This window comes from Streptomyces sp. NPDC046985, from assembly GCF_040644415.1.
Classification (GTDB): domain Bacteria; phylum Actinomycetota; class Actinomycetes; order Streptomycetales; family Streptomycetaceae; genus Streptomyces.
This window is the reverse complement of record NZ_JBEYWK010000024.1, coordinates 1-19,826: the sequence shown is the minus strand read 5'-3', so window position 1 is coordinate 19,826 and position 19,826 is coordinate 1. Positions and strand designations below refer to the sequence as shown.

Below are 19,826 nucleotides of genomic sequence, written 5' to 3'. Positions count from 1 at the left end.
GTGCCTGATGGGCGACACTGGGGAAGGCCCCTTAGCCGTGGCCGGATGATGCGCTTAGCATCACCCTGACCGAAACCGAAGCACCCCGAGGACCCCACGTGCGCTTTCGTCTGACCCCCAGGGAGACGAGCTTCTACGACATGTTCGCCGCATCCGCGGACAACATCGTCACGGGCTCGAAACTCCTGATGGAACTGCTCGGGGCGGACGCTTCCGCTCGGGCCGAGATCGCAGAGCGCATGCGGGCCGCGGAGCACGCGGGCGACGACGCCACGCACGCGATCTTCCATCAGCTCAACTCCTCGTTCATCACGCCCTTCGACCGCGAGGACATCTACTCCCTGGCGTCCTGCCTCGACGACATCATGGACTTCATGGAGGAGGCCGTCGACCTGGTCGTCCTCTACAACGTCGAGGAGCTGCCCAAGGGCGTCGAGCAGCAGATCGAGGTCCTGGCGCGGGCCGCGGAGCTGACGGCGGAGGCCATGCCGCACCTGCGGACCATGGACAACCTCACCGAGTACTGGATCGAGGTCAACCGGCTGGAGAACCAGGCGGACCAGATCCACCGCAAGCTCCTGGCCCACCTGTTCAACGGCAAGTACGACGCGATCGAGGTGCTGAAGCTCAAGCAGATCGTGGACGTGCTGGAGGAGGCGGCCGACGCCTTCGAGCACGTGGCGAACACGGTGGAGACCATCGCGGTCAAGGAGTCCTGAGGCGTCCATGGGCACCTTCGCTCTGATACTGACCATCCTCGTCGCGCTCGGCTTCGCCTACACCAACGGCTTCCACGACTCCGCCAACGCGATCGCCACCTCCGTCTCCACCCGGGCGCTCACCCCGCGGGCCGCGCTGGCGATGGCCGCGGTGATGAACCTCGCCGGCGCCTTCCTCGGCAGCGGCGTCGCCAAGACGGTCAGCGAGGGCCTGATCCAGACGCCGACCGGCGGCAAGGGCATGGCCATCCTGTTCGCCGCCCTGTTCGGCGCCATCGTCTGGAACCTCACCACCTGGTACTTCGGCCTGCCCTCCTCGTCCTCGCACGCCCTGTTCGGCGGGCTGGTCGGCGCGGCCCTCGCGGGCGGCACGGCGGTGCACTGGTCCGGCGTGCTGGACAAGGTCGTCACGCCGATGTTCCTGTCCCCGGTGGTCGGCCTGATCGTCGGCTACCTGGTCATGACGGCGATCATGTGGATCTTCCGCCGCGCCAACCCGCACAAGGCCAAGCGCGGCTTCCGCATCGCGCAGACGGTCTCCGCGGCCGCCATGGCCCTCGGCCACGGCCTCCAGGACGCGCAGAAGACCATGGGCGTCGTGGTGATGGCGCTGGTCATCGCCGACGCGGAGACCTACGGCGACCCCATCCCGGTGTGGGTGAAGCTGATCTCCGCGCTGATGCTGTCGCTGGGCACCTACGCGGGCGGCTGGCGCATCATGCGCACCCTGGGCCGCAAGATCATCGAGCTGGACCCGCCGCAGGGCTTCGCCGCCGAGGCGACCGGCGCGTCGATCATGTTCACCACGGCGTTCCTGTTCAAAGCCCCGATCTCCACCACCCACGTGATCACCTCCGCGATCATGGGCGTGGGCGCGACGAAGCGGGTGAACGCGGTGCGCTGGGGCGTGGCCAAGAACATCGTGCTCGGCTGGTTCATCACCATGCCGGCGGCGGGGATCGTCTCCGCCCTCGCCTTCTGGCTGATCGACCTGGCGGTCCTGTAGGACACCGGCGCCGGACCGCTCAGACGGGCCGGAACGCGCGCGGGCCCGCCCCCGGGAGACCGGGGGCGGGCCCTTCTGCGTCCTCGCGGCAGCACCGCCATGCAGTGCCGCGAGGGGTCCTCGGGGAGGAGCGGATCAGCCGAAGCGGCCCGAGATGTAGTCCTCGGTGGCCTGCACGGACGGGTTGGAGAAGATCCGCTGGGTGTCGTCGATCTCGATCAGCCGGCCCGGCTGGCCGACGCCCGCCAGGTTGAAGAACGCGGTGCGGTCCGAGACGCGCGCCGCCTGCTGCATGTTGTGCGTCACGATGACGATCGTGAAGCGCTCCTTCAGCTCGCCGATCAGGTCCTCGATCGCGAGCGTCGAGATCGGGTCCAGGGCCGAGCAGGGCTCGTCCATGAGCAGCACCTTGGGCTCGACCGCGATGGCGCGGGCGATGCACAGCCGCTGCTGCTGACCGCCCGAGAGGCCGGAGCCCGGCTTGTTCAGGCGGTCCTTGACCTCGTTCCAGAGGTTCGCGCCCTTGAGCGAGCGCTCGACGACGGCCTCCAGCTCGCTCTTCTTGTAGCCGCCGTTCAGCCGCAGCCCCGCCGCCACGTTGTCGAAGATCGACATGGTGGGGAACGGGTTCGGCCGCTGGAAGACCATGCCCACCTCGCGGCGGACGGCGACCGGGTCGACCCCGGCGCCGTACAGGTCCTCGGAGTCGAGCATCACCTTGCCCTCGACCCGGCCGCCGGGGGTGACCTCGTGCATCCGGTTCAGGGTGCGCAGGAACGTCGACTTGCCGCAGCCGGAGGGTCCGATGAAAGCCGTCACCGAACGCGGCTCGACCGTCATCGAGATGTCCTCGATCGCCTTGTGGGAGCCGTAGTAGGCGGTGAGACCGCTCACGTCGATTCGCTTGGCCATGACTACTTCTTCACTTTCCGTCTCTGGGTCGCTGAGTGGCCGCGTCAGCGACCGGTCTTGGGGGCCTTCCAGCGGGCGATGCCGCGGGCCGCCAGGTTGAGGATCATCACGAAGCCGATCAGGGTGAGCGAGGCCGCCCACGCCCGGTCGTAGGCCGCGCCGGAGCCCGCGCTGTTCGCGTACTGCTGGTAGATGTACAGCGGCAGCGACGCCTGCGGGTCCTGGAAGGGGTTGGTGTTGATGAAGTTCGTACCCCAGACCAGCAGCAGCACGGGGGCGGTCTCGCCGGTGACGCGGGCGACCGAGAGCATCACGCCGGTGGCGATGCCGCCGACGGAGGTCGGCAGGACCACCTTGAGGATGGTGCGCCACTTGGGCACGCCCAGCGCGAGGGACGCCTCGCGCAGCTCGTTGGGCACGAGCTTGAGCATCTCCTCGGTGGAGCGGACCACCACCGGCATCATCAGGATCGCGAGGGCCAGCGAGCCGGCGAAGCCGGAGTAGCCCATCTTCAGGATCAGGATCCAGAAACTCAGGACGAAGAGGCCGGCGACGATCGAGGGGACGCCGGTCATCACGTCGACGAAGAAGGTGACGGTGCGCGCGAGCCCGCCGCGCCCGTACTCGACCAGGTAGATCGCGGTCAGCACGCCCACCGGCACGGCCATCGCGGTGGCCAGGCCGACCTGCTCCAGGGTGCCGAGCAGGGCGTGGTAGATGCCGCCGCCCGGCTCGGTGTCGGAGACGCCGGCCATGGAGTGGCTGAGGAAGTAGCCGTCGAAGACGTTCAGGCCCCGCGCGGCGGTGGCCCAGATCAGGGAGGCCAGCGGGATGACGGCGAGCAGGAAGCAGACCCAGACCAGGGTGGTGGCGATGCGGTCCTTGGCCTGCCGGCGGCCCTCGACGCGGGCGGCGATGCCGTAGGTGCCGAGGACGGCGAGGACGGCGGCGATCAAGCCCCACTGGACCTTGCTGTCCAGGCCGGCGCCCAGGCCGACGGCCACGGCGACGACGACGGACCCCGCGGCCACGGCGAGCGGGAACCACTTCGGCAGACGTGCGGCGCGCAGCGAGCCGGCGCGCGTGTCGGTGACGGCTGGCGTGCTCATGCGTTGGCCCCCGAGTACTCCTTGCGGCGGTTGATGATCATGCGGGCCGCGCCGTTGACGAGCAGGGTGATGACGAACAGCACGAGACCGGAGGCGATCAGCGCGTCCTGGCCGAACTCGGTGGCCTCGTTGAACTTGCTCGCGATGTTCTGCGCGAAGGTGCCGCCGCCCGGGTCGAGCAGGCTGGCCTTGATGTCGAAGGTCGGGGAGAGCACGGTGGCCACGGCCATCGTCTCGCCGAGCGCGCGGCCGAGGCCGAGCATCGAGGCGGAGATCACGCCGGAGCGGCCGAAGGGCAGCACCGACATGCGGATGACCTCCCAGCGCGTGGCGCCGAGTGCGAGCGCGGCCTCCGCGTGCATCTGGGGCGCCTGCCGGAAGACCTCGCGGCTGACGTTGGTGATGATCGGCAGGATCATGATCGCCAGCAGGACGCCGACGGTGAGCAGCGACCGCGGGGCGCCGCCCTGCCAGGAGAGGACGCCGGTCCAGCCGAAGTAGGCGTCGAGCCAGCCGTAGAGGCCGTTCAGGTGCGGTACGAGGACCAGCGCGCCCCACAGGCCGTAGACGATCGACGGCACGGCGGCCAGCAGGTCGATCACGTAGGCGATCGGGCCGCTGAGCTTGCGCGGGGCGTAGTGGGTGAGGAACAGCGCGATGCCGACCGCCACCGGGACCGCGAGGGCCATGGCGACGATCGAGGAGACGACCGTGCCGAAGGCCAGCACGGCGATGCCGAACTGGGGCGGCAGGATGCCGGTGTTCCACTCGAAGGTAGTAAGGAAGTCGCCGTGGTCCTTGGCGATGGCGAGGGAGGCGCGATAGGCGAGGAAGACCGCGATCGCGGCCATGATCACCAGAAGCAGGATGCCCGATCCCCGGGAGAGGCCGAGGAAGACGCGGTCTCCGGCGCGAGTGGCGCCACGGGCAGTCCGCCGGGCGGCGTGTCCGCTCGGCTGGGCGAGGGGCGAAGGAGCGTCTTTGTCCTGTGTCGATATGTCCATCGGGGTTCTCCGGTCTGCGGAGCGGTACGCGGCGTACGGCTCCTGGCGGCGGTGCACCGGACGGTGCGGCCCGGCTCCCGTGGACGGGAGGACCGGGCCGCACACTTGGATCAGCTCAGGCCGGCGATGGTGGAGCGGACCTTCGTGATGATCGCGTCGGGGATCGGGGCGTAGGAAGCGGCGGTGAGCTGCTTCTGGCCGTCCTCGGAGGAGACGTAGGACAGGAAGGACTTCACGGCCGGCAGGGTGTCGGCCTTGTTGCCCTTGTCGCAGGCGATCTCGTAGGTGACCAGGGTCAGCGGGTAGGCGCCCTCCTCCGTCGGCTTGTAGTTCAGCTTCAGGGAGAGGTCCGAGCCGGTGCCGACGACCTTGGCCGAGGCGATGGCCTTGGTGGCGTTGTCGACGGTGGCCTTGGCCGGGGTGGCGGCGTCCGTCTTCAGGTCGACGGTCTTGACGCCGTCGGAGGCGTAGGACAGCTCGAAGTAGGAGATCGCGCCGGCGGTCTGCTTGACCTGCTGGGCGAGGCCGGAGGAGCCCTGCGCGGACTGGCCGCCCTTGGCCTGCCAGGCCTTGCCGCCCGAGTAGGGCCAGTCGCTCTTGGCGGTGGCGATCAGGTACTTGGTGAAGTTGTCCGTGGTGCCGGACTCGTCCGAGCGGTGGAACGCCTGGATCTTCAGGTCGGGGAGCTTGGCGCTCGGGTTCAGCTTCTTGATCGCCTTGTCGTTCCAGTTGGCGATCTTGCCGTTGAAGATCTGGGCGATCGTCGCGGGGTCGAGCACCAGGCTGTCCACGCCGGGCACGTTGAAGCCGACCGCGATCGGGCCGCCGACCATGGGCAGGTCGACCGCCTGGCCGCCGGAGCAGACCTTCTTGGACTGGGCGGCCTCTTCCGGCTTCAGCGGGGAGTCCGAACCGGCGAACGCGGTCTGACCCTGGAGGAAGGCGGTGATGCCCGCGCCGGAACCGGTCGGGTTGTAGTTGATCTGGACGTCCTTGCAGGCCGCGCCGTACTGCTTGACCCACGCGTCGATCGCGTTCTTCTGCGCCGACGAGCCGGACGCCTGGAGCTGGCCCTTGGCGCTGTCGCACTTGACCGAGCCGGGCGCCGCGGCGGCCGAGGAGCTGCCCCCGCCGTTCGCCGTGGCGGAGTCGTTGTTGTTGTCGGAGCCGCACGCCGTGAGGGCCAGGGCGCCGGAGACGGCGAGAGCGCCGAGAGCGATTGCCCGCCGGTTCATGCGCTGAAGCTTCACTTGAGGGAGTTCCTTCCAGGAGCCGCCGTCCTGATCGGCGGCGTGCGGAGAATGACGGGCACTGATGCGCTGAGATGCGCATCAGCACCTGGTACGGCCGAAATTAGACAGAACAGGTGAAGCGACCGATGGTCAGAAGTGAACGGGGGGTGAACCCCTGCCGTCGGTGCGGTGAGGTCACGGAACGCTCACGGGGAGGGCACGTGAAGGTCCCGGTCCGCGGGGCCCCGCGGCCCCGCCCCGCACGGGCCGTGCAGCCCTGGGGAGAATGCCGGGAAGGCTTGGACCGTGCCCCCGAGAGGCCCCCTGGGAACCCCCCGGGACGGGCCCTCGTTGGCTCTGCGGAAGCTGAGAGGAGACGCCGATGGAACGGCGCAGGTTCATGGCAGGCGGCGCGGCCGCGGTGGCGACGATGACGGTGGCCGCGTGCCGCGCCGGCGCGCACGCCGACTCCGCGCCGGCGGCCCGCGACACGGCCGCCGGGGCGCCGTCCCCGGCGGCCTCCGCCACGGGCCGGCGGGCCGCCGGCGCCCAGGCGCCGCCCGACTGGGCTTCCCTCGGAAGGGAGTTGGACGGCGCCGTGGTCCGGCCCGGCGACAGCGGCTGGACCACGGCCCGCCAGCTCTACAACACCCGTTTCGACAGCCTGAAACCGGCCGCCGTCGCCTACCCGGCGCACGCCGACGACGTCCGCACGGTCCTGTCCTACGCCCGCGCGCACCGCCTGCGCGTGGCCGTCCGCAACGGCGGCCACTCCTACGCGGGCTGGTCCTCCGGCGACGGCCGCCTGATCCTCGACGTGTCCAAGCTCGCCGCGGTCCGGGCCAGCGGGACCTCCGCCGTGGTGGGCGCCGGCGCCAAGCTCATCGACGTCTACCGGACGCTCACCGCCAAGGGCGTGACCATACCGGCGGGTTCGTGCCCCACCGTCGGGGTGTCCGGGCTGACGCTGGGCGGCGGCCACGGCGTCGTCTCCCGGGCCTACGGTCTGACCTGCGACAGCCTGACCCAGGCCACCCTCGTCACGGCGGACGGCAGGCAAGTCGTCGCCGACGCGACGCAGAACGCGGACCTCTTCTGGGCGCTGCGCGGCGCCGGCAACGGCGCCTTCGGCGTGGTCACCGAGCTGCGCTTTCGCACCCACCCCGCGCCGCAGGCGGTGTCGGGCTATCTGACCTGGCCGTGGGCGAAGGCGGCCGCGGTGCTCGCCGCCTGGCAGGAGTGGGGCCCGGACCAGCCGGACGAGATCTGGTCCTCGCTGCACCTGGAGGCCTCCCCCGGCGCCGCTCCGACCGTCTCGGCAGCCGCCTTCTCCCTGGGCTCCTACGGCGAGTTGCAGAACGCGCTGGACCGCCTGGCCGGGCGGATCGGCGCCCCCGCGCCGCACGTGACGCTGCGGCGCCACTCCTACGAGGACGCCATGGAGGCGTACGCGGGCTGCTCGTCCTTCCCGACGGAGCCGCAGTGCCATCTGCCCGGCCCGACGCCCGGCCGCTCCCCGAGCGGCCGCCTCGGCCGGGAGACCTACGCGGCCCGCTCCGACTTCTTCGACCGCTCGATCTCCGCGGCCGGCGTCCAGACGCTGCTGGCCCGGATGCGCGCGGTGCGCGGCGGCGCGGGCAGTGTGGCTTTCACCGCGCTCGGCGGCGCCGTCAACCGCGTCTCCCCCACGGCGACGGCCTTCGTCCACCGCCGCTCGCGCATGCTCGCCCAGTACATCGCCTCCTGGACTCCGGGCACGGCGGGCACGGCCGCGCAGGGCTGGCTCACCGCGACGCACGCCGCCATGCGGCCGCACGCCTCCGGGGCGGCGTACCAGAACTACACCGACCCGACCCTGACCGACTGGCGCACGGCCTACTACGGCGCCGCCTCGGGCCGCCTGGCGAAGCTGAAGCAGCAGTACGACCCGGAGCGGTTCTTCACCTCCCCGCAGGGGTGGTGACGGCCGGAGGGGCGCGGTCCGCGCGCCCCTCCGGTGCCGGTGTCAGGGGGCTTCAGGGGTCCAGGGGGCGCGCAGTCCCGGGAACCCGCCCGTCAGCGCAGTCCCGGGCGCGGGGCGCCCCAGCGGAGTGGTGGGCGCAGGGCGCCCCAGCGGAGTCCTGGGCGCCCCGCGCCCCAGCGGAAAGCTCGCGCAGCGGCCCCTCGTGGGCCGCTCTCACGCCGCCAGGTCGTTCTCCTGGGCCGCCGCCGTCAGGCCCTCGTCCCGGCGCCCGGAGAGCACCGCCCGGCCCGCCGGGTCCGGCGCGCGCCGGGCGCGCACGCACCACGCGCCCCACCTGGACCCCTCGACCGCCGAGAGCAGCGGGGTGAGCAGCGCCATGGCCACCGGGGAGAGCAGCAGCGCCACAGCGGTGCCCAGGGCGAACCCGCCGATCACGTCGGTCGGATAGTGCACCCCCATGTACACCCGGCAGAAGCCCTCGAACAGCGCGAGCCCGATGCCGGCCAGCCCGAACCGCCGGTCGGCCACGAACAGCGCGGCCCCCATCGCCATGGTGAGCGTCGCGTGGTCGCTGACGAAGGAGAAGCCGCCCCTGCCGTGCGCCAGGACGTCCAGGCCCTGATGGTCCAGGAAGGGCCGGGGCCGCTGCACGAACCCCCGGATCGGCACGTTCACCAGCACCGCGATCCCGGCGGCCAGCGGCGCCCACACCAGCGCGGCCACGGAGGCCGCGGCGCCCTCGCCGCCGCGCCGCCGCACCGACTGCCAGCACCATGCGACGAGGAGCGCCATGGCGAGCAGCAGCCCGTACTCGCCGACGAAGGACATGACCCGGTCGCACCAGTGCGGCGCGTCCGCGGCCAGGCCGTTGACTTCGTAGAGCAGGTCGACGTCGGGGTTCGCCCCGGATTCGGCGAGTCCAGCCATCGTGCTGCGGCCCCTTCGTCGTGTCCTTCCGGGCGCACCCTGCGTGCGCCGCGCCTGCCGTCCCCCTGGCGTGGACCCGCTCCCGCCGTCCGCGTGCGTGTGCACTACACGCGGCACGGCCGGCGTCGGCTCGGCCCTACGTCAACAGGAACGCACGACTGTGAACGATACGTTCCACAGTCCACCGAACGATCACGCAGACGTTACCGAAGAGAGACCCATCGCCGCAGCTCAGGGGGGTGGTTTCACACTTCGCTCACACCGCGGTGGGGAGCGCTTTCGCGCCATCCTCGGTGACCCGGGTGGCCCCGAAGTAGTCCCGGGTGTCGATCGGGTCGAAGCGGATCACCGCCCCCGTGCGCGGTGCGTCGATCATGTACCCGCCGCCGACGTAGATGCCCACATGCCGGATGGCCCGCGAGTCGGTCAGATCGTCGGAGAAGAACACCAGGTCGCCCGGCAGCAGTTCTTCCCGCTTGGGGTGCGGCCCGGCGTTGTACTGGTCGTTGGCCACCCGCGGCAGGGTGATCCCCACGCTCTCGTACGCGGCCTGGGTCAGCCCCGAGCAGTCGAAGCGTCCTCCCTGCTCAGCGGTGCCCTCGCCGCCCCAGAGATAGGGGGTTCCGAGCTTGCTCTGCGCGAAGGCGATGGACGCGGCGGCCTGGTGGGAGGGGTCGACGCGGGCGACCGGCGCGGCGAAGCTCTGCGCCAGGGTCGTGATCGCCTTGACGTAGTTCTGGGTCTCCCCGTAGGGGGGGACGCCCCTGTATCTGATGACCGCGTCGGCGCCCGCGTTGTAGGCCGCGAGCATGTTGTCCGAGACGTCGCCGGGCACGCTCCTGACGTACTTGGCGAGGTCGCAGTCGTAGGACGCGGCCGACGGAATCGCGTCATCCGGGTCCCAGACGTCGCGTCTGCCGTCGCCGTTTCCGTCCACGCCGTGCGTGGCCCAGGTGCCGGGGATGAACTGCGCTATCCCCTCCGCGGCGGCCGCCGACCGGGCTCTCGGGTTGAACCCGCTCTCCTGGTACAACTGGGCCGCCAGAAGGGCCGGGTTGAGGGCGGGGCAGAGGTCGCCCCACTTCTGCACCAGGTTCTTGTAGGCGGCCGGCACGGCGCCCTTGGCGAGTCCGACGCCGCCCGTCGTGTCGTCGGAGGCGACGTACACGCCGACGACGAGCAGCAGCACGAAGGTGAAGGCGCATCCGGCGGCGGCGACCGCAACGACCCATGCCTTACGCACCGTCAACCACCCCTTGCCGGACGGGAGTACGTCCCGCACAGTCTAGGGGCGCGGTAGCTCTCCCGGGTGATCGCACACGCGTGATCCTGACGCCGGAGCGCGGCGCTCGGCGGCTTTCGGCGGGGCTCAGTTCTCCGCGGTGGCGTTCCCGTACAGCGCGGCGGCCTCGGCGCCGAAGACGACGCTGTAGGACGTGTCGGGGGTGGAGCCGCCCTGCTCGTGGCCGCCGAGCACCCCGATGACGTGCCGGTCGCGGTCGACCCACGGGCTGCCGCTGGTGCCCCCGGTGAAGGCGGGGCAGTCGATGCGCTGCTGGGTGCCGCTGTGCGCGCTGGGCATGTTGGTGCAGGCGACGGGCGCCTCGGCGTCGCGCGGGTAGCCGGTGACGGTCACCGCCTTCGCCCCGGTGGCCGTCCCGGTGGCGAACTGGTTGGCGCCGACCGCGTCCTCGACGTTCTGCCCGCCCTGCGGCGCGATCACGGCGAAGGCCACGTCGCTGTCCTCGTCCTGGCTCCCGGACCAGTTGCGGGACACGTAGTGGCGCACCACCTTCCAGACGCCGTAAGGGGCCGCGCCGTCGCGGTACCCCGGCGCGAAGACCAGGTCGGCGCCCTCGGTCAGGCAGTGCGCGGCGGTCAGCACGAGGTCGTGGCGGGGGCTGTGCACGACGGAGGCGGTGCAGAAGTGGTTGCCGGCGAGGGCGCTCGCCTTGTCGGCGCTGAACAGGGCGCCGACGCGGGCGTTCTGCGCGGTGGCGGTGGCCACGGACGTCACCCCCAGGGGACCCGGCCCGTCGTCGGCGGTCGCCACGGAGGCCGAGGTGGCGGCGACCAGCACCAAGCCCACCACCAGCGCCGAGTAGGCCTTGCGGGGGCCCCGGCGGATGTGGCGTGCGGGTCTGCGGTTCCCTGTGGTGCGCTTCATCAGGCCCCACTGTGTCCCACCAAGGTGAGAAAGGAACCACGACTTCGCTGAGTTTTCTCTGTGAAACCCCCGTTCACCGCACACGCTGCCCCGCATCGCCCTCCTCGCCCTTCAGCCGACGCCCGCTGTCCAAACCACCGTCAAGAGTGGTCTTGCCGCCGCCCCGTGCGTCAAACCCGATGCGACGGAGCGTAGAGGGCCAGCCACATTGAGTCACCGTCCGCGCGCGGCGACCGTCCGGCGCCGCGGGGCCCCCGAGGATCCGGCGTCACGGCCGGTGCACGGGCCGCCGGGCGTGAGACCATCGAGACGACCGCTCACTCGACTGGCCGTCAGGAACCCCGCCGGGCACGAGAAGTGTCAACGACGGAACCACACCACAGGTTCCGGTCTCCCCTCATTGCCCGGCGTGACCTGCCGTGATACACAGAGTGACCGTAGGCACGAAATTCGCCGACTATGGCGCCAAGTCGACATCCGCAACCGGCTTTGTCGGCGACAATGAGACCTGACCTCTGCACATCGGCAGAGGACGCGGAACTACCCACCAGGGGCGGTGACTTACATGCTCTTTGCGGCCGACAAGGGAGACATCAACACCATCATCGGCGGGATCGCTCCGAACTGGGGCCCCTTCGGCAGCCTGGGCAACGAGGCGAAGGTGATGATCGAGGTGGTGATGGCGGTGGCCATCCTGCTCTGCCTCGGCATCGCCGTATGGGGGGCCGCCAAGCAGCGGATCGGCGCGACCGCCCTGCGCGACACCTTCAGCGCGGAGCAGGGCAAGGGCCTCATCGTCGCCGGGCTCACGGGGGTGTTCATCATCGGCTCCCTCGGCACGCTGTTCACCATCGTGTACGGCATGGCGGTGTAGCCGCGCCGGCCGCGTGACCGGCGCACCCCCGCGCACACCGCGCACGGCGCCCCGTCCGCGCCGCCGGCCGGCCCGTCCGGGCGCCCCCGGCGCCCCCGCTGCCCCCACCCACCCACCGTGCCCACCGGCCGAGGTTGCGTTTCCCTGATGTCGAGTCACCACACCGCGCCCGCGCGGGAACCAGCACGGCTACCGTCGTACTGCGACGCGTTCCGCCACGAGGCCGAGGTCGAGGGGGCGTACCGGACATGAGTCCCGGAGACGAGCACCGATACGGCGTCCCCGCACGCGCCGACGACGACCTGTACGGCGGCGGGACCCGCACCTGGCTGCCCGACCGGCCCGGCGACCCCTACGGCGGGGCGCGGCGCGGCCCCCGCTCCTCCACCCGCGGCCTGGTCACCGTGGTCGCCGTGGTCGTGCTGCTCGTCGCCGCCATCGCCTTCGCCAACCGCGGCACGAGCGGCCCGCAGACCGCCGGGCCCCGCGGGTCGACCGGCGCCGACGCGGCCTCCGGCGCCGACGGGGCGCCCCGCTCCGCCCCCACGGCGGCGACCGGAAGGCAGCCGGTGACGACCAAGGCCGGCGGCGTCCCCTCGGGCTTCGCCCACGACCAGCAGGGCGCGCAGAGCGCGGCGTCGAACTACGCCGTCGCCCTGGGGTCGACCGGCATGTTCCAGAAGGACGCCCGGCACACCCTCGTGGACCTCCTCTACACGCCCGAGGCCGCGGCGAAGCAGCGGGGCCCGATGGACCGGGCCTACTCGGCGGACTTCCTGAAGCGGATGGGCCTGGACGCGGACGGACGGGCCCCGGCGGGCCAGACGTTCGTCTCCCGCGCGATCCCCGTCGGCGCGACCGTGCGGCAGTACGGCGCCGACCGCGCCGACGTCGCCGTCTGGTACGTCGGCCTCATCGGCATGTCCGCGCGGGCCTCCACCGACCCGGTCACCTCGTCCTGGTCGACGTGGACGTTCGACCTGCGGTGGGCGGCCGGCGACTGGAAGATCGCCTCCGACTCCCAGCACGACGGGCCGGCCCCCGTCCCCGGCGACGACAAGGCCGCCACCTCCGACCAGATCCGCCAGGCCATCGAAGAGTACGGAGGGTTCACGTATGCCCGGTAGCAGCCTGCGCGCGCTCCGGCTCACCGCCGTCGTGGCGGCCGCGCAGACCTCGGCGGTGCTGCTGGCGACCCGTGCCGCCGCCGCGCCCTCGCCCGGCCCGAAGTCCGCCCCGTCGCCGAGCGACACCTGCGCCCTCATCTTCGGCAGAGCCAAGAAGTACTGCCAGCTCGGCAACCCCGGCGGCGGGGCCAAGAAGGACGTCCCCTACGACCCCAGCGCCTCCCAGGACCCGCTCTCCTCCCTCGCCAAGGGCTGCGCCGACGCCGCGTCCTGGACCATCGACAAGCTCAGCCACGCCGTGCAGGCGACCGCGAACGTCGACTTCACCAACGCCAGGTTCCTCCAGCAGTACGCCGTCGTCTTCGCCGCCTCGACGATCCTGACGCTGCTGCTGTGGCTGCTGGCCGTGGCCAAGCGGGCCGTGCGCGGCGTCCCCGTCACCACCGCGATCTCCGAGGCGGTCGGCTTCCTCTGGCTGACCGTGCTCGCCTCCGCGTTCACCCCGCTGATCCTCTACACGGTCGTGTCGGCCGCCGACGGCGTCAGCGACGTCCTCGCCAAGGCCACCGGCAACCAGGCGGACGGCTTCTTCGGCACGTTCTCCGCCGCCCTCGGCAAGGGCGGCAGCATCGGCGGCGGGCCGATCATGCTGATCGTCGTGTCCCTGGTGTCGATCCTCGCCTCCGGCGTGCTCTGGCTCGAACTGGTCGTCCGCGCCGCCCTGCTCTACGTCGGCGCCCTGCTCGGCACCGTCGTCTACGCCGGCCTGGTCGACAAGAACCTGTGGGGCCACGTCCGCCGCTGGGCCGGCATCATGATCGCCGTGATCATGATCAAGCCGGTGATCGTGATCGTCCTCGGACTCGCCGGGGCGCTGTCCTCGGGGAACGGCGGACCGGGCGCGTTCTCCGCGGTCGTCTCCGGCCTGGCCATCATCCTGCTCGCCATCTTCGCCAGCGCGATGATCTACCGCTTCGTGCCCGGCTTCGGCGACGAGATCGCCGCCGGGCGCAACAACCGCCTGATGCAGGGCGCCGAGAACAAGGCCGCGGCCGTCATCAGCTCCCCCGCCTCCCTGGTCGCCCAGGGCATCAAGACCCACAGCACCCGGGCCGACAGCAACGGCGCGGCGGGCGGCGCCTCGTCCCGGCCCCGCCCGGCCAACCCCGCCTCCGGCGGCGTCGCCGCGCACGGCGCCCGCGTCTCGGACGGCGGCGGATCCGCCCCCGCCGCGCCGGCGCCCCGGGCGCCCAGCCCGGTGAACACCCCGCACGCCAGCAGCAACCGCAACAGCGGCGCCCACCGCACGGGAGGTGAACGGCGTTGACGACCGATTCCCACCTGTCCCACGCGGTCACGCCCCGCCGCACGTATCTGATCGGCCGCGCCCGGCCGAACGCGATCGTCGGCCGCAACCGCGAGAGCGGCGAGATCGCGCTGATCGTCGTGGGCGCGTTCCTCGGCATGATGTGCGGGCTCCTCGTCCCCGTGCTGCCGCTGCGCATCGTCCTGCTGTCCGGGTTCCCGCTGCTCGCCCTCGCCGCCGTCTACGTGCCCTACCGGCACCGGACGTTCTACCGCTGGTTCGAGATCAACCGCAGCTACAAGCGCACGGTCAAGCGCGGCGCCGCCTACCGCTCCGGCGCGATGGAGTCCGGCACCCGGCTGGACGGCAAGGAGTACGAGGTCGGCCCGCCGCCCGGCATCGGCCGCATCACCTGGCTCGCCGCGCCCTTCGGCCCCGACGAGATCGCCGTCCTGCTGCACGCCGACCGCAAGACCGTCACCGCCGCCATCGAGATCGAGGGGCCCGGCGTCGGCCTGCGCGACTCCGAGGACCAGGAAGCCCTCGTCGACCGCTTCGGCACCCTGCTCAAGCACGTGGCCAACGGCGACGGCTTCGTCACCCGCCTCCAGATGCTCGCCCGCACCCTCCCCGCCGACCCCGACGCCCACGCCAAGGACGTCGCCCAGCGCGGCGACGAACGCGCGCCGGGCTGGCTCCAGCACTCCTACGACCAGCTCCAGTCCATGGTGTCCACCAGCAGCGAGCAGCACCGCGCCTACCTCGTGGCCTGCATGCACTACACCCGCGAACTGGCCGCCGAGTCCAACGCGATGGCCCGCGCCGCCCGGGACCGGGCCGGCCGCAGGCTGGACCGGGACGGCGGCCTCGCGGTCGTCATGGCGCGCGAGCTGACCGACATCTGCTCCCGCCTGCAAGAGGCCGACATCCGCGTGCGCCAGCCCCTCGGCCAGGGGCGGCTGGCCTCGCTGATCCACTCCATGTACGACCCGGACCACCCGATCGACCACATCCAGGCGATGACCCAGCGCAACGCCTGGCCCGCCGAACTGGACGCCATGGAACCGACGTTCCTCCAGGCCAAGACGCGCGAGTCGAGCACCCGCGCGCCCTGGTGCCACGCCACCGCCTGGGTGAAGGAATGGCCCATGACCCCGGTCGGCGTGAACTTCCTCGCCCCGCTCCTCGTCCACACCCCCGACGTCATCCGCACCGTGGCCGTCACCATGGACCTCGAACCCACCGAGGTCGCCATCGAGCGCATGCTGACCGAGAAGACCAACGACGTCGCCGACGCCAGCCGCGCCGCCAAGATGAACCGCACCGTGGACCCGCGCGACGTCCAGGCCCACCACCGCCTCGACCAGCGCGGCGAGGACCTCGCCAGCGGAGCGGCCGGCGTCAACCTCGTCGGCTACATCACCGTCTCCGCCCGCGACCCCGAGGCCCTGGGCCGCGACAAGCGGACCATCCGCGCCTCGGCCGGGAAGTCCTACCTGAAGCTGGAGTGGTGCGACCGCGAGCACCACCGCGCCTTCGTGAACACGCTTCCGTTCGCCACCGGAATCCGACGGTAAGGGCTGATGCTTCGATGCGGGACCCGCTGACCGCGCTCACCGACGCCTTCACGTCCTACCTGTTCGGAAAGGTGGAGACGACCCGGCTGCCGGTGCGCACCTCCACCGGCCAGGCCCAGGCGGTCTACCTGCCCACCGCCGCCCCCGGCCTCGGCGACTCGGGCGTCGTCATCGGCCGCGAGGTCTACTCCGGCAAGGGCTACATCTACGACCCCTTCCAGCTCTACGGCCAGCAGCTCCCCGCCCCGCACTGGCTGGTCCTCGGCGAGTCCGGCAACGGCAAGTCGGCGCTGGAGAAGACCTACGTGCTGCGCCAGCTCCGCTTCCGCGACCGCCAGGTCGTCGTCCTGGACGCCCAGGGCGAGGACGGCGTGGGCGAGTGGAACCTCATCGCTGAGGAACTGGGCATAACCCCCATCCGGCTGGACCCGACGGCCGCCCTCAACCACGGCATCCGGCTCAACCCGCTGGACCCGTCCATCACGACGACCGGGCAGCTCGCCCTGCTGCGCACCATCATCGAGGTCGCGATGGGCCGCGGCCTGGACGAGCGGTCCGGCTTCGCCCTCAAGGTCGCGCACGCCTACGTCAACGAGACGATCCTGGAACGCCAGCCCGTCCTGTCCGACATCGTCGAGCGGCTGCGCCACCCCGAGCCGGAGTCGGCCGAGGCGATGAACGTCGCCATAGACGACGTACGGGCCTGGGGCCTGGACGTCGCCCTCGTCCTGGACCGCCTGGTCGACGGCGACCTGCGCGGCATGTTCGACGGCCCCACCACGGTCGGCATCGACCTGGACGCGCCGCTGATCGTCTTCGACCTGTCGCACATCGACCGCAACTCCATCGCCATGCCGATCCTGATGGCGATCGTCGGCGTGTGGCTGGAGCACACCTGGATCCGCCCCGACCGCAAGAAGCGCATCTTCCTGGTCGAAGAGGCGTGGCACATCATCAACAGCCCGTTCGTGGCCCAGCTCTTCCAGCGGCTGCTGAAGTTCGGCCGGCGGCTCGGCCTGTCGTTCGTCGCGGTCGTCCACCACCTCTCCGACGTGGTCGACGGCGCCGCGGCGAAGGAGGCCTCCGCCATCCTGAAGATGGCGTCGACCAGAACGATCTACGCCCAGAAAGCCGACGAGGCACGGGCGACGGGCGGGGTGCTCGGCCTGCCCCGCTGGGCGGTCGAGATCATCCCGACGCTGACCCCCGGCATCGCGGTGTGGGACGTCAACGGCAACGTCCAGGTCGTCAAACACCTGATCACCGAGTCGGAACGGCCGCTGGTCTTCACCGACCGCGCCATGACGGAGTCCTCCCGCGACCTGGCCGCCGACGAGGCCCACCGCGCCGCCGAGCGGGAGGCCGAGGAACGCGCGGCGGCCTTCATGGAGCAGCACGTCCCCGACCTGGGCGGCTCCTCCGAGTCCACAGTGGCTTAGACACGCGACGAGGCGAGCGCAGGGGGCGCGAGAGGTGACAGCGCACGACCACGACCCGGCACGGGGCCGGGGCGGCATCCCGGACGGGCTGCTGCTCGGCCTGCTCGCCTTCCTCCTCGGCATGACCGTGCTGGCGTGGACGGCCACCGGCCTGTCCGGGCTGTTCGCGCACGGCGCCTGGCCGCCGGGCGTCAGCTTCGCGCACACGCCGCAGGCCATACGGCGCCTGGTCGTCGCCCCGCACGACCTCCCCGGCGCCTGGCCGCACACCCCGGCGGGCCGGCTCTCCGGGTACGGGCTGTTCTGGGGCCTGTTCCTCGGCCAGCTCATGGTGCTGTTCACGCTCGCCGTGTTCGTGATGGGCACGGTGGCCCGGTGGCGGACGGTGCGGGCGCGGCGCCGGGCCGGGCACGCGGCGGCCCGCGAGCGCGCCGCCTCGGCGCGGACCGGAGACGACGACCGGTCCGGCGCCCCGGAACGCCGCCCGGACGCGTCCCCGCCGCCGCACCGCGACGACGTCCCCGCTCCTCACGAGGCCCCCGTCCAGCACCCGGCTCCGCTGCCCGAGCAGCCCGTGCCGGCGTCGTCCGCGCCCACCTTGGAGAAGCCCCCGCCCGCCCCCGCCGTCCCAGTCTCCGTCCCGGCCCCGAGCCTCTTCGCCGCCTCCCGGACCGGCGTCCACCTCGCCCCCCGGGAGAGCCGCCGCACCGCCGCCGCCCAGGCGATCCGCGACGCAGCGGGACCCGCCCTCGTGGTCACCTCGAACCCGGCCGTGTGGCAGGACACCAAGGACTCCCGGGCCAAGCTCGGCCCGGTCCTGCTGTACGACCCCGTCCACCTCTGCGACACCCCCGCCCGCCTCCACTGGCCGCCCGCCAGCGGCTGCGAGGACAAGGAGACCGCCACGGCACGGGCCGCCGCCCTGCTCGCCCCGGTGCGCCCCACCGCGAGGATCGACCAGGCCGTGCACGACACCGCGCAGACCCTCCTGCGCAGCTACCTGCACGCCGCGGCCATCGACGGCCGCACCGTCCGCCACGTGCACCGCTGGTCCCAGGGCAGCCAACTCCAGGACGCCGTACGGGCCCTGCGCACCCACCCCGCGGCCGCGCCCGGAGCGGCGGGCGAGCTGGAGGCCGCCCTCACCTCCCACCCCGACCGCCGCGACGTCGCTCAGGAACTGACCCGCCGCGCCCTGGCCTCGCTCGTCACGGTCAACGTCCGCGAAGCCTGCACGCCGAACCGAACTGACGCGCTCACCTTGGATTCCTTCGTCGACGAAGGGGGAACGCTCTATCTGGTGGGGGAATCCCTCGAGGACCCCCGCACCGACCCGGGCGCGATGCCCCTCCTGACGGCGCTCGCCGCGAGCGTGGTCGAGCGCGGCCGGCGCATGGCCGAACGGTCATCCTCCGGTCGGCTCGACCCACCACTCACGCTCGTCCTCGACGACGTGGCCGCCGTCGCCCCGTTTCCCGCGCTTCCCGAGCTGCTGTCCGGCGGCGCCGGCCTCGGCCTGCCGACCCTGGTCCTGCTGCGCTCCCACGAACAAGGCCGCGCCCGCTGGCCGCACGACTGGCCGCACGACGGGTTTTCGGCCTGACGACTGCTTCCCTCGGAGCCCTGGAGCCCCATAGCCCCGGAGCCGCCGTCATCCCGCCGGAGGGCGCTCCAGGACGTACTCCAGCTCGGCCGCCTCTGTGTCGTCTGTGCGCTGGTCCGTGTCGTCGGCGTGTTGGTCCGTGTCGTCTGCGTGCTGGTCCGTGTGCTGGTCTGTGCGCTGGGGCAACGGCACCGTGCGCCCGCTCGGCAGGAATCCGATCCGGCGGTAGAAGCGCTGCGCCCGCCCGTTGTCCTCGTGCACGATGAGCCGCACCCGCTCCAGGCCGATACCCCAGGCCCACTGGAGGGCCTCGTCGAACAGCACCTCGGTCAGCCCGCTCCCGCGGTGCTCGGGACTCATATAGGCGCCGACGATGTGCCCCTGCCGCCGCTCGACGGGGAAACCCGCCCAGTCCGTGGCCCCGGCCTCCTCCACGAGCATCGTGACGGTCCCGACCCACTCGCCGACCGGCCCCTCCACGATGTACTGCCGCGCGCCGGGCGCCCCTACCCCGGCCCCGGCCGCGCGCTCCTGCCAGAACGAGTCCGGCCGGGCCTTCGCGGCGTCATACGTCTCCAGGAAAGCGAGAGGCGCCATCGGATCCTGGAGCGCCCGCAGCCGCAGCTCCTTCACGGCCGGCCACTCGTCGGCGCGCAGGGCCCGCACCACGTACTTCTCGTCGCTCTCCGGCATGGTCATGAAGCCACGGTAGTCCAGGAAAAAAGAAAAGGCCCACACCATTAAGGTGTGGGCCTTTTCTGACAATTTGTTCGGCGGTGTCCTACTCTCCCACAGGGTCCCCCCTGCAGTACCATCGGCGCTGTGAGGCTTAGCTTCCGGGTTCGGAATGTGACCGGGCGT

Annotated in this window: 17 protein-coding genes and 1 rRNA gene; 9 read left to right on the top strand and 9 right to left on the bottom strand. The window is 71.8% G+C overall.

What is annotated here, in order from left to right; all coding sequences use genetic code 11:
* The first annotated feature begins 98 nt into the window (after nt 1–98).
* Both ABZ861_RS26960 and ABZ861_RS26955 read left to right on the top strand, forming a co-directional pair.
* Complete coding sequence (locus ABZ861_RS26960; protein ID WP_361635067.1) at nt 99–719, top strand: DUF47 family protein; 621 nt, start codon at nt 99–101, stop codon at nt 717–719.
* A 7-nt stretch (nt 720–726) separates the two neighbouring features.
* Nucleotides 727–1,725: an inorganic phosphate transporter gene (locus ABZ861_RS26955; protein WP_361635064.1), complete on the top strand. Its 999-nt coding sequence runs from the start codon at nt 727–729 to the stop codon at nt 1,723–1,725.
* Nucleotides 1,726–1,860: 135 nt separating this feature from the next.
* Here ABZ861_RS26955 and pstB read toward each other — a convergent pair whose 3' ends face one another.
* The 4 genes from pstB to pstS form a co-directional block, all read right to left on the bottom strand.
* Nucleotides 1,861–2,637: a phosphate ABC transporter ATP-binding protein PstB gene (pstB, locus tag ABZ861_RS26950; protein WP_361635061.1), complete on the bottom strand. Its 777-nt coding sequence runs from the start codon at nt 2,635–2,637 to the stop codon at nt 1,861–1,863.
* 44 nt (nt 2,638–2,681) lie between these two features.
* Nucleotides 2,682–3,746 (bottom strand): phosphate ABC transporter permease PstA, encoded by a 1,065-nt coding sequence (gene pstA, locus ABZ861_RS26945; protein ID WP_361635059.1) that lies wholly within the window; start codon nt 3,744–3,746, stop codon nt 2,682–2,684.
* Complete coding sequence (pstC, locus tag ABZ861_RS26940) at nt 3,743–4,750, bottom strand: phosphate ABC transporter permease subunit PstC (protein ID WP_361635056.1); 1,008 nt, start codon at nt 4,748–4,750, stop codon at nt 3,743–3,745. Before pstC ends, pstA begins: the two co-directional genes overlap by 4 nt.
* Before the next feature lie 110 nt (nt 4,751–4,860).
* Nucleotides 4,861–5,985 carry a phosphate ABC transporter substrate-binding protein PstS gene (gene pstS / locus ABZ861_RS26935; protein ID WP_361635053.1) on the bottom strand — a complete coding sequence of 375 codons (1,125 nt, stop codon included), beginning with the start codon at nt 5,983–5,985 and terminating at the stop codon, nt 4,861–4,863.
* 379 nt (nt 5,986–6,364) lie between these two features.
* On the opposite strand from pstS, the gene ABZ861_RS26930 reads away from it, so the two are divergent.
* A complete protein-coding gene (locus tag ABZ861_RS26930; RefSeq protein ID WP_361635050.1) occupies nt 6,365–7,945 on the top strand; it encodes an FAD-binding oxidoreductase in 1,581 nt (526 codons plus the stop codon).
* Nucleotides 7,946–8,158: 213 nt separating this feature from the next.
* Here the strand turns inward: ABZ861_RS26930 and ABZ861_RS26925 are convergent, their stop codons facing one another.
* The 3 genes from ABZ861_RS26925 to ABZ861_RS26915 all read right to left on the bottom strand — a co-directional run bounded on the left by ABZ861_RS26925 (nt 8,159) and on the right by ABZ861_RS26915 (nt 11,039).
* Complete coding sequence (locus ABZ861_RS26925) at nt 8,159–8,872, bottom strand: phosphatase PAP2 family protein (protein WP_361635049.1); 714 nt, start codon at nt 8,870–8,872, stop codon at nt 8,159–8,161.
* Nucleotides 8,873–9,128: 256 nt separating this feature from the next.
* Nucleotides 9,129–10,121: a bifunctional lytic transglycosylase/C40 family peptidase gene (locus ABZ861_RS26920; RefSeq protein WP_361635046.1), complete on the bottom strand. Its 993-nt coding sequence runs from the start codon at nt 10,119–10,121 to the stop codon at nt 9,129–9,131.
* Nucleotides 10,122–10,241: 120 nt separating this feature from the next.
* Nucleotides 10,242–11,039, bottom strand: coding sequence for a trypsin-like peptidase domain-containing protein (locus ABZ861_RS26915; protein ID WP_361635043.1), 798 nt, complete (start codon nt 11,037–11,039; stop codon nt 10,242–10,244).
* Between the two features lie 565 nt (nt 11,040–11,604).
* Here ABZ861_RS26915 and ABZ861_RS26910 point away from each other — a divergent pair.
* From ABZ861_RS26910 to ABZ861_RS26885, 6 genes are all read left to right on the top strand, one after another.
* Complete coding sequence (locus ABZ861_RS26910) at nt 11,605–11,913, top strand: hypothetical protein (RefSeq protein ID WP_190181597.1); 309 nt, start codon at nt 11,605–11,607, stop codon at nt 11,911–11,913.
* A 248-nt stretch (nt 11,914–12,161) separates the two neighbouring features.
* Complete coding sequence (locus ABZ861_RS26905) at nt 12,162–13,040, top strand: hypothetical protein (protein ID WP_361635039.1); 879 nt, start codon at nt 12,162–12,164, stop codon at nt 13,038–13,040.
* The gene (locus ABZ861_RS26900; RefSeq protein ID WP_361635036.1) at nt 13,030–14,367 is read left to right on the top strand and encodes a hypothetical protein; all 1,338 of its coding nucleotides are present in this window, start codon (nt 13,030–13,032) and stop codon (nt 14,365–14,367) included. The genes ABZ861_RS26905 and ABZ861_RS26900 overlap by 11 nt, the downstream gene beginning before the upstream one ends.
* Nucleotides 14,364–15,923 carry an SCO6880 family protein gene (locus ABZ861_RS26895; RefSeq protein WP_361635033.1) on the top strand — a complete coding sequence of 520 codons (1,560 nt, stop codon included), beginning with the start codon at nt 14,364–14,366 and terminating at the stop codon, nt 15,921–15,923. Before ABZ861_RS26900 ends, ABZ861_RS26895 begins: the two co-directional genes overlap by 4 nt.
* 14 nt (nt 15,924–15,937) lie before the next feature.
* Nucleotides 15,938–17,362 (top strand): ATP-binding protein, encoded by a 1,425-nt coding sequence (locus ABZ861_RS26890; RefSeq protein WP_361635030.1) that lies wholly within the window; start codon nt 15,938–15,940, stop codon nt 17,360–17,362.
* Nucleotides 17,363–17,396: 34 nt separating this feature from the next.
* On the top strand, nt 17,397–18,965 hold the full coding sequence (locus tag ABZ861_RS26885; protein ID WP_361635027.1) for a type VI secretion protein: 1,569 nt from the start codon (nt 17,397–17,399) through the stop codon (nt 18,963–18,965).
* Between the two features lie 48 nt (nt 18,966–19,013).
* Here the strand turns inward: ABZ861_RS26885 and ABZ861_RS26880 are convergent, their stop codons facing one another.
* Together ABZ861_RS26880 and rrf are read right to left on the bottom strand one after the other, a co-directional pair.
* Nucleotides 19,014–19,664 (bottom strand): GNAT family N-acetyltransferase, encoded by a 651-nt coding sequence (locus ABZ861_RS26880; RefSeq protein WP_361635024.1) that lies wholly within the window; start codon nt 19,662–19,664, stop codon nt 19,014–19,016.
* A 69-nt stretch (nt 19,665–19,733) separates the two neighbouring features.
* Nucleotides 19,734–19,826 (bottom strand): 5S ribosomal RNA (rrf, locus tag ABZ861_RS26875); the annotation flags it as partial.

Coding starts and splice junctions, on each gene's coding strand:
- ABZ861_RS26880 (WP_361635024.1), bottom strand. CDS start 19,664: ATGACCATGCCGGAGAGCGACGAGAAGTACGTGGTGCGGGCCCTGCGC.
- pstS (WP_361635053.1), bottom strand. CDS start 5,985: ATGAACCGGCGGGCAATCGCTCTCGGCGCTCTCGCCGTCTCCGGCGCC.
- ABZ861_RS26925 (WP_361635049.1), bottom strand. CDS start 8,872: ATGGCTGGACTCGCCGAATCCGGGGCGAACCCCGACGTCGACCTGCTC.
- ABZ861_RS26930 (WP_361635050.1), top strand. CDS start 6,365: ATGGAACGGCGCAGGTTCATGGCAGGCGGCGCGGCCGCGGTGGCGACG.
- ABZ861_RS26890 (WP_361635030.1), top strand. CDS start 15,938: ATGCGGGACCCGCTGACCGCGCTCACCGACGCCTTCACGTCCTACCTG.
- ABZ861_RS26915 (WP_361635043.1), bottom strand. CDS start 11,039: ATGAAGCGCACCACAGGGAACCGCAGACCCGCACGCCACATCCGCCGG.
- ABZ861_RS26905 (WP_361635039.1), top strand. CDS start 12,162: ATGAGTCCCGGAGACGAGCACCGATACGGCGTCCCCGCACGCGCCGAC.
- pstC (WP_361635056.1), bottom strand. CDS start 4,750: ATGGACATATCGACACAGGACAAAGACGCTCCTTCGCCCCTCGCCCAG.
- ABZ861_RS26910 (WP_190181597.1), top strand. CDS start 11,605: ATGCTCTTTGCGGCCGACAAGGGAGACATCAACACCATCATCGGCGGG.
- pstA (WP_361635059.1), bottom strand. CDS start 3,746: ATGAGCACGCCAGCCGTCACCGACACGCGCGCCGGCTCGCTGCGCGCC.
- ABZ861_RS26900 (WP_361635036.1), top strand. CDS start 13,030: ATGCCCGGTAGCAGCCTGCGCGCGCTCCGGCTCACCGCCGTCGTGGCG.
- ABZ861_RS26955 (WP_361635064.1), top strand. CDS start 727: ATGGGCACCTTCGCTCTGATACTGACCATCCTCGTCGCGCTCGGCTTC.
- pstB (WP_361635061.1), bottom strand. CDS start 2,637: ATGGCCAAGCGAATCGACGTGAGCGGTCTCACCGCCTACTACGGCTCC.